The organism is Brevundimonas huaxiensis, from assembly GCF_014218725.1.
GTDB lineage: Bacteria > Pseudomonadota > Alphaproteobacteria > Caulobacterales > Caulobacteraceae > Brevundimonas > Brevundimonas huaxiensis.
Genome location: NZ_JABBJE010000004.1, coordinates 270575 through 283788, shown reverse-complemented (window position 1 = coordinate 283788; position 13214 = coordinate 270575). Strand labels below are relative to the sequence as shown.

The 13214-nt window shown below is 68.4% G+C and carries 13 protein-coding genes; 3 read left to right on the top strand and 10 right to left on the bottom strand.

The window, feature by feature from the left end:
• Positions 1-316: 316 nt before the first annotated feature.
• The 7 genes from recA to HF680_RS10390 all read right to left on the bottom strand — a co-directional run bounded on the left by recA (position 317) and on the right by HF680_RS10390 (position 7784).
• Entirely contained in the window at positions 317-1399 is a 1083-nt protein-coding gene (gene recA / locus HF680_RS10420) for a recombinase RecA (RefSeq protein WP_045809962.1), read from the bottom strand.
• Between the two features lie 169 nt (positions 1400-1568).
• A complete protein-coding gene (locus tag HF680_RS10415) occupies positions 1569-3209 on the bottom strand; it encodes an MHYT domain-containing protein (protein ID WP_185225011.1) in 1641 nt (546 codons plus the stop codon).
• 79 nt (positions 3210-3288) lie between these two features.
• Positions 3289-5139, bottom strand: a complete 1851-nt coding sequence (locus HF680_RS10410; RefSeq protein WP_185225057.1) for a M20/M25/M40 family metallo-hydrolase — start codon at positions 5137-5139, stop codon at positions 3289-3291.
• 64 nt (positions 5140-5203) lie between these two features.
• Positions 5204-6154: a right-handed parallel beta-helix repeat-containing protein gene (locus HF680_RS10405; RefSeq protein ID WP_185225010.1), complete on the bottom strand. Its 951-nt coding sequence runs from the start codon at positions 6152-6154 to the stop codon at positions 5204-5206.
• A complete protein-coding gene (locus tag HF680_RS10400) occupies positions 6154-6951 on the bottom strand; it encodes a phosphatase PAP2 family protein (RefSeq protein WP_185225009.1) in 798 nt (265 codons plus the stop codon). The genes HF680_RS10405 and HF680_RS10400 overlap by 1 nt, the downstream gene beginning before the upstream one ends.
• A complete protein-coding gene (locus HF680_RS10395) occupies positions 6948-7445 on the bottom strand; it encodes a hypothetical protein (RefSeq protein ID WP_185225008.1) in 498 nt (165 codons plus the stop codon). The genes HF680_RS10400 and HF680_RS10395 overlap by 4 nt, the downstream gene beginning before the upstream one ends.
• A 75-nt stretch (positions 7446-7520) precedes the next feature.
• Positions 7521-7784, bottom strand: a complete 264-nt coding sequence (locus HF680_RS10390) for a hypothetical protein (protein WP_045809966.1) — start codon at positions 7782-7784, stop codon at positions 7521-7523.
• Between the two features lie 102 nt (positions 7785-7886).
• Here HF680_RS10390 and HF680_RS10385 point away from each other — a divergent pair, with 102 nt between their 5' ends.
• Positions 7887-8891, top strand: a complete 1005-nt coding sequence (locus tag HF680_RS10385; protein ID WP_045809967.1) for an LLM class flavin-dependent oxidoreductase — start codon at positions 7887-7889, stop codon at positions 8889-8891.
• Here HF680_RS10385 and HF680_RS10380 read toward each other — a convergent pair.
• Complete coding sequence (locus HF680_RS10380; RefSeq protein WP_045809968.1) at positions 8888-9859, bottom strand: alpha/beta fold hydrolase; 972 nt, start codon at positions 9857-9859, stop codon at positions 8888-8890. The two genes, HF680_RS10385 and HF680_RS10380, sit on opposite strands and share 4 nt — an antisense overlap.
• A gap of 47 nt (positions 9860-9906) precedes the next feature.
• On the opposite strand from HF680_RS10380, the gene HF680_RS10375 reads away from it, so the two are divergent.
• On the top strand, positions 9907-10743 hold the full coding sequence (locus HF680_RS10375) for an aldo/keto reductase (RefSeq protein WP_045809969.1): 837 nt from the start codon (positions 9907-9909) through the stop codon (positions 10741-10743).
• Here HF680_RS10375 and HF680_RS10370 read toward each other — a convergent pair.
• Together HF680_RS10370 and HF680_RS10365 are read right to left on the bottom strand one after the other, a co-directional pair.
• Positions 10740-11141, bottom strand: coding sequence for an HIT domain-containing protein (locus HF680_RS10370; protein WP_369796254.1), 402 nt, complete (start codon positions 11139-11141; stop codon positions 10740-10742). The two genes, HF680_RS10375 and HF680_RS10370, sit on opposite strands and share 4 nt — an antisense overlap.
• A complete protein-coding gene (locus HF680_RS10365; protein ID WP_045809971.1) occupies positions 11138-12040 on the bottom strand; it encodes an SIMPL domain-containing protein in 903 nt (300 codons plus the stop codon). Before HF680_RS10365 ends, HF680_RS10370 begins: the two co-directional genes overlap by 4 nt.
• A 138-nt stretch (positions 12041-12178) precedes the next feature.
• On the opposite strand from HF680_RS10365, the gene mdh reads away from it, so the two are divergent.
• Complete coding sequence (gene mdh, locus HF680_RS10360) at positions 12179-13141, top strand: malate dehydrogenase (protein WP_137720608.1); 963 nt, start codon at positions 12179-12181, stop codon at positions 13139-13141.
• Positions 13142-13214 lie beyond the last annotated feature (73 nt).

Genomic DNA, 13214 nt, shown 5'->3' with positions numbered 1-13214 from the left:
AAGCGCGACCGGGGGGCCCAGCGGCGCCAAAAGCGATATTTCCATCGCAGAATCTCGGGGCATCAGTCCGCAACAGCTTCGCGCTCGTGCACGCCGCTGGGTTCCGGGTCTCCGCTACGCTTCGCCCGGAATGACGAAAGAAAGATCGGCGCCGCTCACGAAACAAAAAGACCCGCCCGACACGAGGTCGAGCGGGTCGCTCCGCCGCCCTTCGCGGGGTCGGTGGCGGGTCGCTAGGGGCGACGGAGTAGCGGTGAAAAGACCGGACCGAGACCAGGGCACACTCTGACAGTCCGCCCAACCTCGGAGGCTGGCGTCAGCCTTCCAGGTCCTGGCCTTCGTCCGGCTCGGGCGTGCCCAGCAGTTCGTCGGCGATCTTGTTGGTCGAGGCGCGCACGTTCTTTTCGATCGAGGCGGCGATGTCCGGGTTCTGTTTCAGGAACTCGCGCACATTCTCGCGGCCCTGACCGATGCGGGTGGAGTCATAGCTGAACCAGCTGCCCGACTTCTCGATGATGCCGGCCTTGACGCCCAGGTCGATGACCTCGCCCAGCTTGGAGATGCCCTCACCGTACATGATGTCGAAGATGACCTCGCGGAACGGCGGGGCGACCTTGTTCTTGACCACCTTGACCCGGGTGGTGTTGCCGACCACCTCGTCGCGGTTCTTGATCGCGCCGGTGCGGCGGATGTCCAGACGCACCGAGGCGTAGAATTTCAGCGCATTGCCGCCCGTCGTCGTCTCGGGCGAGCCGTACATGACCCCGATCTTGTGACGGATCTGGTTGATGAACAGCACGATGCATTTCGACTTGGAGATCGAAGCCGTCAGCTTGCGCAGCGCCTGGCTCATCAGGCGCGCCTGAAGGCCCGGCAGGCTGTCGCCCATCTCGCCCTCGATCTCGGCGCGCGGCGTCAGGGCTGCGACGGAATCGACGACCACGATGTCCACGGCGCCCGACCGGACCAGCGTATCTACGATCTCCAGCGCCTGCTCGCCGGTGTCCGGCTGCGACACCAGAAGATCATCCAGATTGACGCCAAGCTTCTGGGCGTAGACCGGGTCCAGCGCGTGTTCGGCGTCGACGAAGGCGGCGACCCCGCCCTTCTTCTGCACTTCGGCGACGGTGTGCAGGGCCAAAGTCGTCTTGCCCGAGGATTCCGGGCCGAAGACCTCGATCACCCGTCCGACCGGCAGGCCGCCAATGCCCAAGGCCATGTCCAGGCCCAGCGAACCGGTCGAGACGCTCTCGATCTCATTCACCTGCCCGGCCTTGCCGAGCTTCATCACCGAGCCCTTGCCGAAGGCGCGATCGATCTGCGCGATCGCCGCCTCCAGGGCGCGTTGCTTGTCGCCGTCGTCCTTGCCCACCAACTTGAGTGCCGCCTGTGAAGCCATTGCCTTCGTCTCCCTTGCCATGATTCCTGTCATTAAGCTTGGGAGAGACCCGCCTGGACCCGCCCCCGTTTCGTGAGGCCGACAATGTGCATGGTTTGTTCCGGTTCACAAGATGTTCTCATTGATCAAAACAAGAACACTCAAAACCTACGACCGTTTTTGACGCAGGCTACAGCGGAAGACGCAGGCTGAAACTGGCGCCCTCCGGCTCGTACGTCACGACCGCCGAGCCGTGCAGCGAGCGGTTGATGGTCGAATCGATCAGCACCGAACCAAAGCCCTTGCGTTGAGGCGATGACACCGCCGGACCGCCGCCTTCGACCCAATCCAGCAGCAGATGGCCTTCCGCCACGGACCAGTCGACCCGCACGCAGCCCGCGGCGTTCGACAGGGCGCCGTATTTGGCGGCGTTCACCGCCAGTTCGTGGAAGACCATCCCCATGCCCAACGTCTGCTGGGCGTTCAGATCGACGGCCGGACCGGTCAGGCGAACCTGTTCCTCGGCATAGGGCGCCAGTTCCTGAAGCAGCATGGCGCGCAGATCCACACGTTCCCAGTTCGCGGCCGTCAGCAGGTTCTGCGTGTTGGACAGGGCCACCAACCGCGCCTCGAACAGGGCGGTGAAGGTGGCGACATCCGGCGTGCGCCGCGCCGTCTGATGGGCGATGGACTGCACCGTGGCCAGGGTGTTCTTCACCCGGTGATTCAGTTCGTTAATCAGCAATCGCTGCAAGCGTTCGCTGTCGGCCAAAGCGGCGAAGGCCTCGCGACGATCGGTGATGTCGGTGATGACGCCCGACATCTTGATCGGCCGGCCCGACCGACTGCGGATCAAGCGTCCGCGCAGATGGATCCACCGGCCAGAGGCCGGCAGACGCCATTCCTGATCATATTCGCCCTCGCCCGCCAAGGCGCGCTCCAGCGCCAGACGATGCAGCGGCAGATCCTCGGGCGACAGACGGTCGCCGACCTCGCTCGGACCAAGGCGGCAGGACGGATCGATGGACAGGATTTCGCGCGCGCGGTGCGACATCATCGTCGTCTTCATCGGCAGCGTCGCTTCCCAGAAGCCGACGCCGCCGGCGTCCACGGCCGCCAGGACATTGGCGCGTTGATCCACGATCGAGGCGCCCAGCGCGAGGAACAGCAGTGTCACCGCCCCGGTCGTCACCGCGACCGCCAGGACCACCGGCGACGCCCCGCCCTCCACCGGCCCTGCGTCAGCGATCGGGGTCAGGATCAGGGCCGCCATGCCGACATGGTGCATGGAGACGATGGCCAGACCCAGGATGACGGCGGCGACCGCGCGCCAGGCCAGGCTCCGCTCCTGGCGGGCCGCAATCAGGGCGGCATAGGCGGCGGCGACCGCAACCAGCACCGACAGGGCGATCAGCACGGGCTGATAGCTCAGGACGGCGTTCATCCGCATCGCCGCCATCCCGACATAGTGCATGGCGGCGACGGACCCGCCCATCAGCAGGGCCGCCGGCGCCAGTCGCAAGGGGCTAGCCTGCGCTGTCCCCGCCGTCAGGAAGGCCGCGGACGTGCCGGCCGTCGCCAGCAGGAAGGAGACCAGCGTCAGGCCGGGATCATAGAAGACGGGGCCTTCGGCCTCGAACCCCAGCATGGCGATGAAATGCATCGACCAGATGCTGACGCCCAGCGCCAGGGCCGCGACGCCCAGCCAACGCAACCGCGTCGCGCCGATCTGGTCGCGGGTGCGGTTGAACAGATCCAGAGCCGTCCACGCGCCCAGGATCGCTATCGCCAGCGACAGGACGGTGAACGGATTGACGTGAAGATGGTGCAAACGCGCCGAGGCCCCGAGAAACAGCAGCGGTATGCTTAGCCCGGTTTCATCGCTCGGACGACTGCGAAACGCATCCGGATCAAGCGACCAACCTGGCCCCCACGGCGACCGCGACGGCCAGCGCCAGGCTGGCGGCGGCGAAGATCGGCAAGGCCCGCCCCGAGCGCGGCGCCAGCGGGCGGACCAGCATAGCGATCATCAGGGCGATCGGCCCCACCGCGCCAGGCATGTCCATGCCGACCCCCAGGAAGACGCCGTGCCCCTGAACCAGCAACCACCCGCCGACCAGCGCTGTGGCGACGCCGGCGGGCGCGAAGGACACCCACGACCCGAAGCGCGCGCCGATCACCGCCGTCGACGCGGCCGCCAGGGCGGCGATCAGAGCGGGCCACAGCAGCAGGAAGGCGGCTTCCGGCGCCGCCGCCTGCACCCCGCCGCCCAGGATCAGAACCAGGACGATCAGCCCCAGCCAGCCGCCCCAGACGGCGTCTGCGTCCTGCGGTTTCGGGCGCGTCAGGCTGAGCGCCAGGGCGATCACCGTCGCCCCCAGGACCGGCAGGCTGAAACCGCCCAGCACCGCTGCAAGTGCGAATGCGGCCAGTATCACTCCAGCTGCGCCCCATCGGCCCAGCAGGCGTCGCCCTGCGGTCAGCATCAGAACTAGGCCGAGCATGGCCAGGGCTACGGCGATTTCCAGAACCGGCAGGCGACGCAGCAAGGTGTAATAGAGGTCGGCCGAATCCACGCGACGGCCGATGGGCCCGGCCAGGACGCGCACCGCCTGTCCCACCACAACCGCGCCGGCCAACAGCCACAGGCCATCCGCCGCGCCCCGCGCGACCGACATGGCTCTCAAGCCCGTCGCATGGCGCGCGCCCCAGGCGGCGAAGGCCGTCGCAAGGGCCCCCACGGCCAGCAGCAGCCAGCCGATCGCCGACGAATGCTGCACGACGAACAGGCCGAACACATCAGCATAGACCGCATTCTGCGTCGGCTGCGGCAGGGCAGGCGCCCGCAAAAGGTCATCGGCCATTTGCAACGCCTGGGAGCCGATATGCTGCACGCTGCCCTGATCCAGCGCCTGCGGCGTCGAGGACGGTGAATGATACTGCGCCGGACGGCCGATGAAGGCCAGATTGATCCCCGCCAACCTCCGATCCGCCGCCACGGTGAAGTCCGTGCCATTGGGCATCAGCCGATAGACGAAGATGGCCAGGGCGTTGCTGGACGGCCCGCCCGTCGCCCGCTGCGTCGCCTGGGCATAGCGGGCGATGGTCTGGGCGTTGCCGGGTCCGGTCTCGAACATCATCGCGCGCCCGCCGCCGCCCCGCGCCTCCAGATTGATCACCGCGCCGATGTCGTCACGCAGCGGATGTTCGCTGAAGAAGGCCCGCGCCCCGTCCAGATTCAGCTCCTCGGCGTCGGTGAACAGGACCACCAGCGTCCGCTCGGCCCCGCCCCGCGTCTTGATCGCGCGCACGGCCTCCAGAATGGCGGCCACGCCGGACGTGTCGTCGGCGGCGCCCGGCGAGGTCGGCGAGGTGTCGTAATGCGCCATCAGGGCGACGGCAGGCAGGGCCGGATTCCGACCCGGCAGGACGCCGACGATATTGACCGCCTGGACGCCGCCCGCATTTCCACCCTCCCGCTCGAGCCGCGCGACGGCGGCGGGCGACAGGGCGCCGGTCTGCAGGCTGGGCTGAAGCCCCAGCGCCGTCAGCCTTTGGACCAGATAGGTCTGAACCTGCCGATGCTCGGCCGAGCCGACCGGATGCGGCGCTCGTGCGATCCGGTTCACGTCCATCATGGCGCGCGCGGCCGAGAACTGAACCGCAGGCGCCGAGGCGGGCAGGGGTTTGGGCGTCTGCGCGGTCAGCACCGCCAAGCCCAGGGCCGCCGCAAGGGAGGCCAGAAACAACACCCAACGCATATCCAATCCCCCGATCGCCTGTCCCGCAATCATCCCCGAACCGCCGGTGCGTGCAAGGCCTCGATCAGCGTCGCACGACGTTCCGCGCCGTCAGATTGCCCGTGGCCCCGTCGCCGTCGTCCGCGCTGGACCCGAACGGCCAGCCCCTGTCGTCGCCGCAGTAGCGTCGTCCGCCCTCGCGCGACCCGATCACCACCGCGCGCGGCCTCAGCCAGCCCGCACCGGTGAACAGATTGTCCGTAATCTGATTATAGGACGGCGTCTGGTGGCGGATCACGCCGTCTTCGCCGCAGTTGCGGTACAGAAACACCCCGCCCTTGCCGTGCAACGCCAGCCGGTTGCCGACGATGCGGTTGGCGCCCGACCCGTCCACCGCGATCTGCTCGCGTCCGGTGCGGATATCGAAATCGTTGTCCTGGATCAGCGCGCCCGCGCTCTCGGCGTCCAGATAGACGGCGGTCGAGGTCGAACGGCCCACAAAACGGGATTGCGTCACTGTGGTGCGCGTCACTCCGGGTCCGACATATAGGGGAATGGTCCCCACGCCCTCGAACCGAACCCGGTCCAGGGTGACGCGGATCGGCGCAGCGGACTGGGCCGCTTGCGTGTGTCCGGCGGTGCGTGACGAGGCCAGCAGGTCGCGCATCGATCCGCCCGCCCCCATGCCCCAGATCCGCACATTGCCGACGACGGTGCAGTTTCTGATCGTCACATCGACCGGCCGCGACCACCGATCGCCCTCGCGGCGAGACCAAACGGCGACGGTCGGGGCGGCGGTCGTCGCCGGGCCCGGCGCGCGGATGGTCCCACCGCCGCAATCCAGCGACGCTCCTGAACCTTCCGCGCCCTCGATCAGCACGCGGCGGCGGATGTCGACGCCCGACAGGTCGGCTTGGCACGTCAGGCGATACGGCTGGGTCGATGGCGCCGTCAGCGCCGCCACCTCTTGCGCCGTACAGGCCCGGTCGGCCGGCGCCTGAAAGGTCAGCAAGGCCAGAGCCAGCGCCGCCGTCATCAGGGCAGAAGAATCGCCAGGGCCGCGCGCTCTGCCGCGCAGCCGGGATTGGTCAGGCCACTGCGACGCGCGGCCGCCAACTCGCCCCTCGCCGCCGCCATGTCCGCCTGAAAGGCCGGGGTGGCGACGGCTCTGGCCGCGACATACCGCCCGATCTGTTCGCCGACCGCGACATCGGTCGGATAATGCATGGCGCAGACCAGGCGGCTGACCCCGATCTCGTGGCCGATCCGGCGCACGGCCTCGGCCCGCTCCGGCTCAAGAGCCGCAAAGGCCTCGCCATAGGCCGTCGCGACCGCCGCGCTGCCGGACGGATAGGAGGCGCTGCGTCGCGCCGCCGGCGTCAGGGTCTGGCAGGTGCGGCGATCGGGATCGTCGCCGACCGGCCGCAGCCGCGCCTGGCGCGCCTTGACGCGTTCGGCCGCACTGTTCGCATCGTGGAAAATCCGCGCCATCACCCGGTCCAGCGCCGGCGTCTCGGCCGACCCCAGCCGTACGCCCAGGGCGCAGTCGAAATGTTGCAGGGCCAGGGGCGGACGCAGCTCGGCATGGGCAATCGCCAATAGCCAACGGTCGCCGTCTTCCAGCGCTGCAAGCCGCGCCGAAGCCGCCTTGTCCGCCAGATCCGCGACGGACCCCGGAGCCGGCGCCGGCGGGACCGCATCCGTCAGCTGGGCGATCGTTTCATCGCTCAGGAAGCCCGCCGTCAGCATCGCGCCGTCCGGCTTGGGCGCGCCGGCGCATCCACCGACCAGCAGGATCGCCGTCGCCGCGCTCCAGGCGGCGCCCCGCCTCACTGACCGGCGCTCCAGCCCAGCTGGACCGAGGTCTCGCCGGTCTCGGTCGGCGTGGCGACGACCTGCAGCGAGGCGCCGTTCACAGCGTCCGCCGCCGCGCCATAGGCGCGTGTTTCGCCCTGGTTCATTCCGGCGACGGACCGCAGGCCTGCCTTCTCGGCGCGCTCGCGATAGAAGGCGACGACATCGTCCGGCGAGGCGCTGGTGGTGAAGGTCACCAGGCCGCCCGGCCCGGCCTCGCCGCCGGCGGCCAGAGGCTGGCCGTCCACCTGTGCGCCGGGATACACGACGGCGAAGGACGGCGGCCCGTCGGCGGCTGCGGGTGCAGTCCCCCCTACGACGGCGGGCGCTTCGGCTGCTGGAGGCGTCGAACCAGCGACGGCCGGCGCCGACGCTTCAGGCGCAGCCTTGGCCTCGACCGGTTGGGCCGAGCGATCACATCCTGCGAGGCAAAACAGAACCACGACGGCGGAGGCCGCCAAGCGAAGCGTCATCGAGAGATCGTCCTTGGACCGAGAGGGTCAGAGCGCCACCGTGGCGCATGGTTGCGGCGGCGACAAGGTGCCCACTCAGCCGGCGGCGCCGTCTCGACCGGCCGAGCCTTCCTTCGCCAGTCGGTCGTTGATCTCGGCGGAGTCGGGGTCGTCGTCCGAACCGCTTGCCGATCCGCCGCGCAGCGAGCCTGCCCGCGTGTCCGATCCCGAATCGCTGCCGTCCAGGGCCTCGATCAGCGTATCCGCCTTGTGACCCAGGTCCGGCTTTTCGCCCATGTCGGCGGCCTCGCGCGCGTCGTCGCAATCCGCTTCGGGCTTCGGGGAATCGGTGTCGGTCATGACGCAGTCTCCGCTTGTCGAGATCAGTCTAAATCGTCTGATCCGGTTGCGGTTCCAGACCCTCGCCCTTGAACCCCGAGGGACAGACCCGATCTAGGCGTCATGATCCCGTTTTCAGTTCTCGACCTCTCTCCCATCGTCGAAGGCGGCGACGCCCGACGCGGCTTGGATGAAACCCTGGCCCTGGCCCAGGCCGCCGATCGGCTCGGCTATGAGCGGTTCTGGCTGGCCGAACACCACAATATGCCCGGCATCGCCAGCGCCGCCACCGCCATCGTCATCGGCCATGTCGCGGCGGGGACCGAGCGCATTCGCGTCGGCTCCGGCGGCGTCATGCTGCCCAACCATGCGCCCCTGGTCGTCGCCGAACAGTTCGGCACGCTTGAGACCCTGTTTCCGGGCCGCATCGATCTCGGCCTGGGCCGCGCGCCCGGCACGGACGGCGCCACCGCCCGTGCGCTGCGGCGCTATTTCGAAGGCGCAGACCAGTTCCCGCGCGATGTGGTCGAGCTAATCCAGTGGTTCGAGCCGGCGTCTGAGCACCAGCCCGTCCGCGCCGTCCCGGGCGCCGGCCTGCGCGTGCCGATCTGGCTTCTGGGCTCCAGCCTGTTCAGCGCCCAGCTCGCCGGCCAGCTCGGCCTGCCCTACGCCTTCGCCAGCCATTTCGCTCCCGAACTGCTGCTGGAGGCCCTGGCCCTGTACCGTCGCGAGTTCGTCCCGTCGGACCGCCTGGCCAAGCCCCACGCTATGGCCGCGATCAACGTCTTCGCCGCCGATACGGACGCCGAGGGCGTGCGTCTGTCCACGTCGATGCAGCAGAGCTTCGCCCGCCTCTCGACCGGCAAGCCGGGCAAGCTGCCGCCGCCCGTCGATGACATCACCGCGATCCTGACGCCGCAGCAGATCGCCGGCGCCAAGGGCCGGCTGCTCTATTCCGCCATCGGCGGCCCGGAAACCGTCAAGCGCCAACTGACCGACTTCATCGCCCTGACCGGCGTGGACGAACTGATGGTCACCGGCATGATGTTCGACAACACCGCCCGCATCCGCAGCCTGGAGATCGTCGCCGAGGCGCGGGATCAGATGACCACGAAGCAGGCGGCCTAGAGGCCCTTCAGGAAATCCAGCAGCAGGCGGTTGATCTCGTCCGCCCGTTCCTGCTGGATCCAGTGACCCGCGCCCGACACGACCACCGAGCGGATCAGGTTCGGCGCCCAGTCCTTCAGGCCCGCCTCGTGCCCGCCGGCGTAGTGGCGCACCGGGTCGTCCTCGCCGACGATGAACAGGGCGGGCGGGGTGATCTTCTTGTCCTGCACGAAGGCCGTCAGCGACCAGTTCAGGTCCATCGCCCGATACCAGTTCAGGGGTCCTTCGAACCCGCCGTCCGAAAAGGCCTGCACATATTCATCGAAATGCGCCTCGCTCATCCACGGCGGCAGGGTCGCATCGTCGGCGATGGTGTCGAGCAGGGCCACGCCTTCGGGCATGAAGCCGGTCGATCTGCGATCGGCGGGAGTCGCACCGTCGTAGGCGTAGAACAGTTTCCTCAACGCCATCGCCGGATCGGCGTCCAGCGCGCGGTGCGCATCCGGCGCCTGGAACCGGCTTATATAGAGGTCGCCCAGACCGGCCCGTTTCGAGATGGCGGCCATGGCGGCGGTGGGCGGTCCCGTGGGTCGGCGCGGCTGGAACGGCACCGACAGGCCCGCGACCGCCGTGAACAGATCGGGCCGCAACAGGGCGCAATGCCAGGCCACCGGCGCGCCCCAGTCATGCCCGACGACGATGCAGGACGCCTTGCCCAGCGCGCGGACCAGATCAACCATGTCACCGACCAGATGCAGGATGGAATAGGCCTCCACTCCCTCCGGCTTCTCTGTTCCGCCATAGCCCCGCATGTCCGGGGCGACGACATGATAGCCCGCCTGCGCGATCGCCTGGACCTGGGCGCGCCAGCTGATCCCCAGTTCGGGAAAGCCGTGGATCAGCAGGACCAGAGGCGCGTTATCATGCTCGAACCCGGCCTCCAGAACCTGTTGGACCAGACCGTCGGGCTTGATATGCCGGGTTCGCATCGCTTCCTCCGACGGCGTCTTCGCCGCTCATTATCGTCAGGACGGACATGACCCGCCTCGTCACCTTTGCGGACGGTACGACCGTTCCCGCCCTCGGCCAAGGCACCTGGGAGTTGGGCGACGACCCGGCCTGGCGCGATGAGGAGCAGCAGGCCCTGGCGCGCGGCATCGATCTGGGCATGACCCTGATCGACACGGCCGAACTATACGGCGACGGCCGCTCGGAGCGGCTGGTGGGCGAGGTCATCGCCGGACGCCGCGATGAGGTCTTCGTGGTCTCCAAGGTCCGGCCCGAGAACGCGTCCGAGATGAAGATGATGCTGGCCTGCGAGAAGTCGCTGGAACGGCTCGGCGTCGAGCGGCTGGACCTCTACCTGCTGCACTGGGAAGGCCATGTTCCGCTGGAAGAGACCGTCGAGGCCTTCCGCGATCTGGTCGACGAAGGGATGATCGCCCGCTGGGGCGTGTCGAACCTGGACCTGCGCGCTATGGAGCAGTTGATCGAGATCGAGGGGGGCGAGGACTGCGCCGCCAATCAGTTGCTCTATAATCTCGGCTCACGCGGGGTGGAGTTCGACCTCTTCCCTTGGATGCAGGCGCGCGACATGCCGATGATGGCCTATTCGCCGCTTGGAAGGGGCGAACTGCTGGAACAGCCCCTGATCCGCGACATCGCCAATCGCCATTCCGCCAGCCCGGCCCAAGTGGCCTTGGCCGCCGTCCTGCGCCACGACGGCGTCATCGCCATCCCCAAGGCCAGTTCCGTCGAACACGTCGAGGCCAACGCCGACGCCCTGGAGATCCAGTTCGATCTGGAGGATCTGGAACGGCTGGATGCGGCCTTCCCGCCCCCAAAACACGCCGTACCGCTGGATATTATCTAGCTTCCGGCGGCGATCGCCAGCCGCCGCGCCCGCTCATCATCCGCATACGGAACAACCGGCCCGCGACCCCAGACCGGATCGGGCCAAAGACCGTCGTCGCGGCGGCGGCCGACCACATGGACATGCAGTTGCGCCGTCACATTGCCGATGGCGCCGACGTTCAGCTTTTCGACCGCGCCCAGCCGACGAACCAGGGCCCCGGCCCGCACCGTCTCCTCCATCAATGTGGCCCGCTGTTCGACGCTCAGGTCCTCCAGCTCCACCGCGCCCTCGACGCGCGGAATCAAGATCAGCCAGGGAAAGCGGGCGTCGTCCTGAAGCCGCACATGGCACAGCGGCCATTCGGCGACGGCGACCGATCCCACCTCGAAGGCGGGCGCGACCTCAAACCCCATCAGTTCAGTCCGTAAATGACGCAGGCGCTGTCGGTCATCACCTGCAACGGGGGTTGCAGCGCCAGCCGCGCCGCCTCGATCTGAGCCTCGCTCGGCGCCCCGCCGCCGGGCGCTGGAGGCGGGGGCGGCGGCGGTGGTGGCGGCGGAGGCGGGGGTGCATAGGCCATGCGCGACCCCGTCACGACGATGTCGTCCACCGTCGTCTCGTGCCCGCCGCCTGCGCCGTACGAAGGCCACCCCGCCAGCACGTCCGTCTGACAGACCCGCCCCGACGGATCGATGATCTTGACCCGGCCCAGGGTCGCGCCCGCATTGGTCGCCGCCGCCTCGGCCCGGCGGCGCGCATCCTTCATCGCCTCGGCCTGCAGATTGGCCTTCCAGCTGTTGTCCGGCTCCAGATTGAAGTTCACCTGTCCGATCGCGGTCGGACGCGAGGCCACGATGGTCGCATAGACCCGCTCGATCAGGCGCACGTCGCGCACCGTCACATTGACAGAGGCGTCGGCCTGATAGCGAGCCACGCGGTCAGCGCGGATGTTGTCGCGCATGACCCCGTTTTCGTCGCGGTACTGGTCATAGAGCGGCCGGGTGGTCACGCTGGTCTCGACCCGCACCTTGTCCGCGCCATAGGCCGACAAGGCCTGGCTCAGCGCCCGCACCTGATCGGCGGCGGCGCGCGAGGCCTCGGCGACGCTGCGGTCCACCGACTGGAAGCTGGCCGAGACGAAGGCGCGGTTGGCGGGAATTTCCACCCGGACTTGGCCGAGCGACGCGATCACCGGATCGCGCATCCACCAGGGTGCGGGGATATAGCGGTCGCCGATCGTCGCGGGCGGCGTCTGGGCCAGCACAGGCGTGGCGACCGACGCCAGCAGCAGGGCGAAAGCGAATGAACGGCGCATCGAAATCCTCCGGTTTTCGCCGGACCTTCGCAAGCCTGACCAAGGCCGTAAAGCGAGGTTCTTGCGACAGCCGCGCGAGGGGTCTAGACCGCCCGCACGATTAATCCCCTTTCGCACACGCAATAAACGGAGACATCCATGGCTCGCGCGAAGATCGCCCTTATCGGCGCCGGCATGATCGGCGGAACCCTGGCCCACGTGGCCGCGCGCGAAGCCCTGGGCGACGTGATCCTGTTCGACATCGCTGAAGGCACCCCGCAGGGCAAGGCGCTGGACATCGCCGAGGCCTCGGCCGTCTTCGGCCAGGACGTGGCCCTGAAGGGCGCCAACGACTATGCCGACATCGCGGGCGCCGACGTCTGCATCGTCACCGCCGGCGTGCCGCGCAAGCCGGGCATGAGCCGCGACGACCTGATCGGAATCAATCTGAAGGTCATGAAGGCCGTCGGCGAAGGCATCAAGGCCCACGCCCCCAACGCCTTCGTCATCTGCATCACCAACCCGCTCGACGCCATGGTCTGGGCCCTGCAGAAGTTCTCGGGCCTGCCCAAGGAGAAGGTCGTCGGCATGGCCGGCGTTCTGGACTCCGCCCGCTTCGCCTACTTCCTGGCTGAAAAGACCGGCGTGTCGGTGCAGGACATCCACGCCTGGACCCTGGGCGGTCACGGCGACGACATGGTGCCGATGGTGCGCCACTCGACCGTCGGCGGCCTGCCCCTGCCGGACGCCGTCGCCGCCGGCTTCCTGTCGCAGGACGAACTGGACGCCATCGTCGAGCGCACCCGCAAGGGCGGCGGCGAGATCGTGGCTCTCTTGAAGACCGGCTCTGCCTTCTACGCCCCGGCGGAATCCGCCATCGCCATGGCCAAGTCCTACCTGCTGGACCAGAAGCGCGTCCTGCCCTGCGCCGTCTGGCTGTCGGGCGAATACGGCCTGTCGGACCTCTACGTCGGCGTCCCCGCCCTGATCGGCGCCGGCGGCGTCGAGAAGATCGTCGAGTTCACCACCAACGACGAAGAAAAGGCGATGTTCGAAAAGTCCGTCGCCTCGGTCCAGGGCCTGCTGCAAGCCTGCAAGGACATCGACGCCTCGCTGGCTTAAGCCGCGCGACCATCGAATGACGAAGGGCCTGCGGAGCGATCCGCAGGCCCTTTTTCTTTTCCCTTCTCCCGTT

Coding starts and splice junctions, on each gene's coding strand:
- mdh (WP_137720608.1), top strand. CDS start 12,179: ATGGCTCGCGCGAAGATCGCCCTTATCGGCGCCGGCATGATCGGCGGA.
- HF680_RS10385 (WP_045809967.1), top strand. CDS start 7,887: ATGATCCCGTTTTCAGTTCTCGACCTCTCTCCCATCGTCGAAGGCGGC.
- HF680_RS10390 (WP_045809966.1), bottom strand. CDS start 7,784: ATGACCGACACCGATTCCCCGAAGCCCGAAGCGGATTGCGACGACGCG.
- HF680_RS10365 (WP_045809971.1), bottom strand. CDS start 12,040: ATGCGCCGTTCATTCGCTTTCGCCCTGCTGCTGGCGTCGGTCGCCACG.
- HF680_RS10410 (WP_185225057.1), bottom strand. CDS start 5,139: ATGCGTTGGGTGTTGTTTCTGGCCTCCCTTGCGGCGGCCCTGGGCTTG.
- HF680_RS10380 (WP_045809968.1), bottom strand. CDS start 9,859: ATGCGAACCCGGCATATCAAGCCCGACGGTCTGGTCCAACAGGTTCTG.
- HF680_RS10395 (WP_185225008.1), bottom strand. CDS start 7,445: ATGACGCTTCGCTTGGCGGCCTCCGCCGTCGTGGTTCTGTTTTGCCTC.
- recA (WP_045809962.1), bottom strand. CDS start 1,399: ATGGCTTCACAGGCGGCACTCAAGTTGGTGGGCAAGGACGACGGCGAC.
- HF680_RS10375 (WP_045809969.1), top strand. CDS start 9,907: ATGACCCGCCTCGTCACCTTTGCGGACGGTACGACCGTTCCCGCCCTC.
- HF680_RS10405 (WP_185225010.1), bottom strand. CDS start 6,154: ATGACGGCGGCGCTGGCTCTGGCCTTGCTGACCTTTCAGGCGCCGGCC.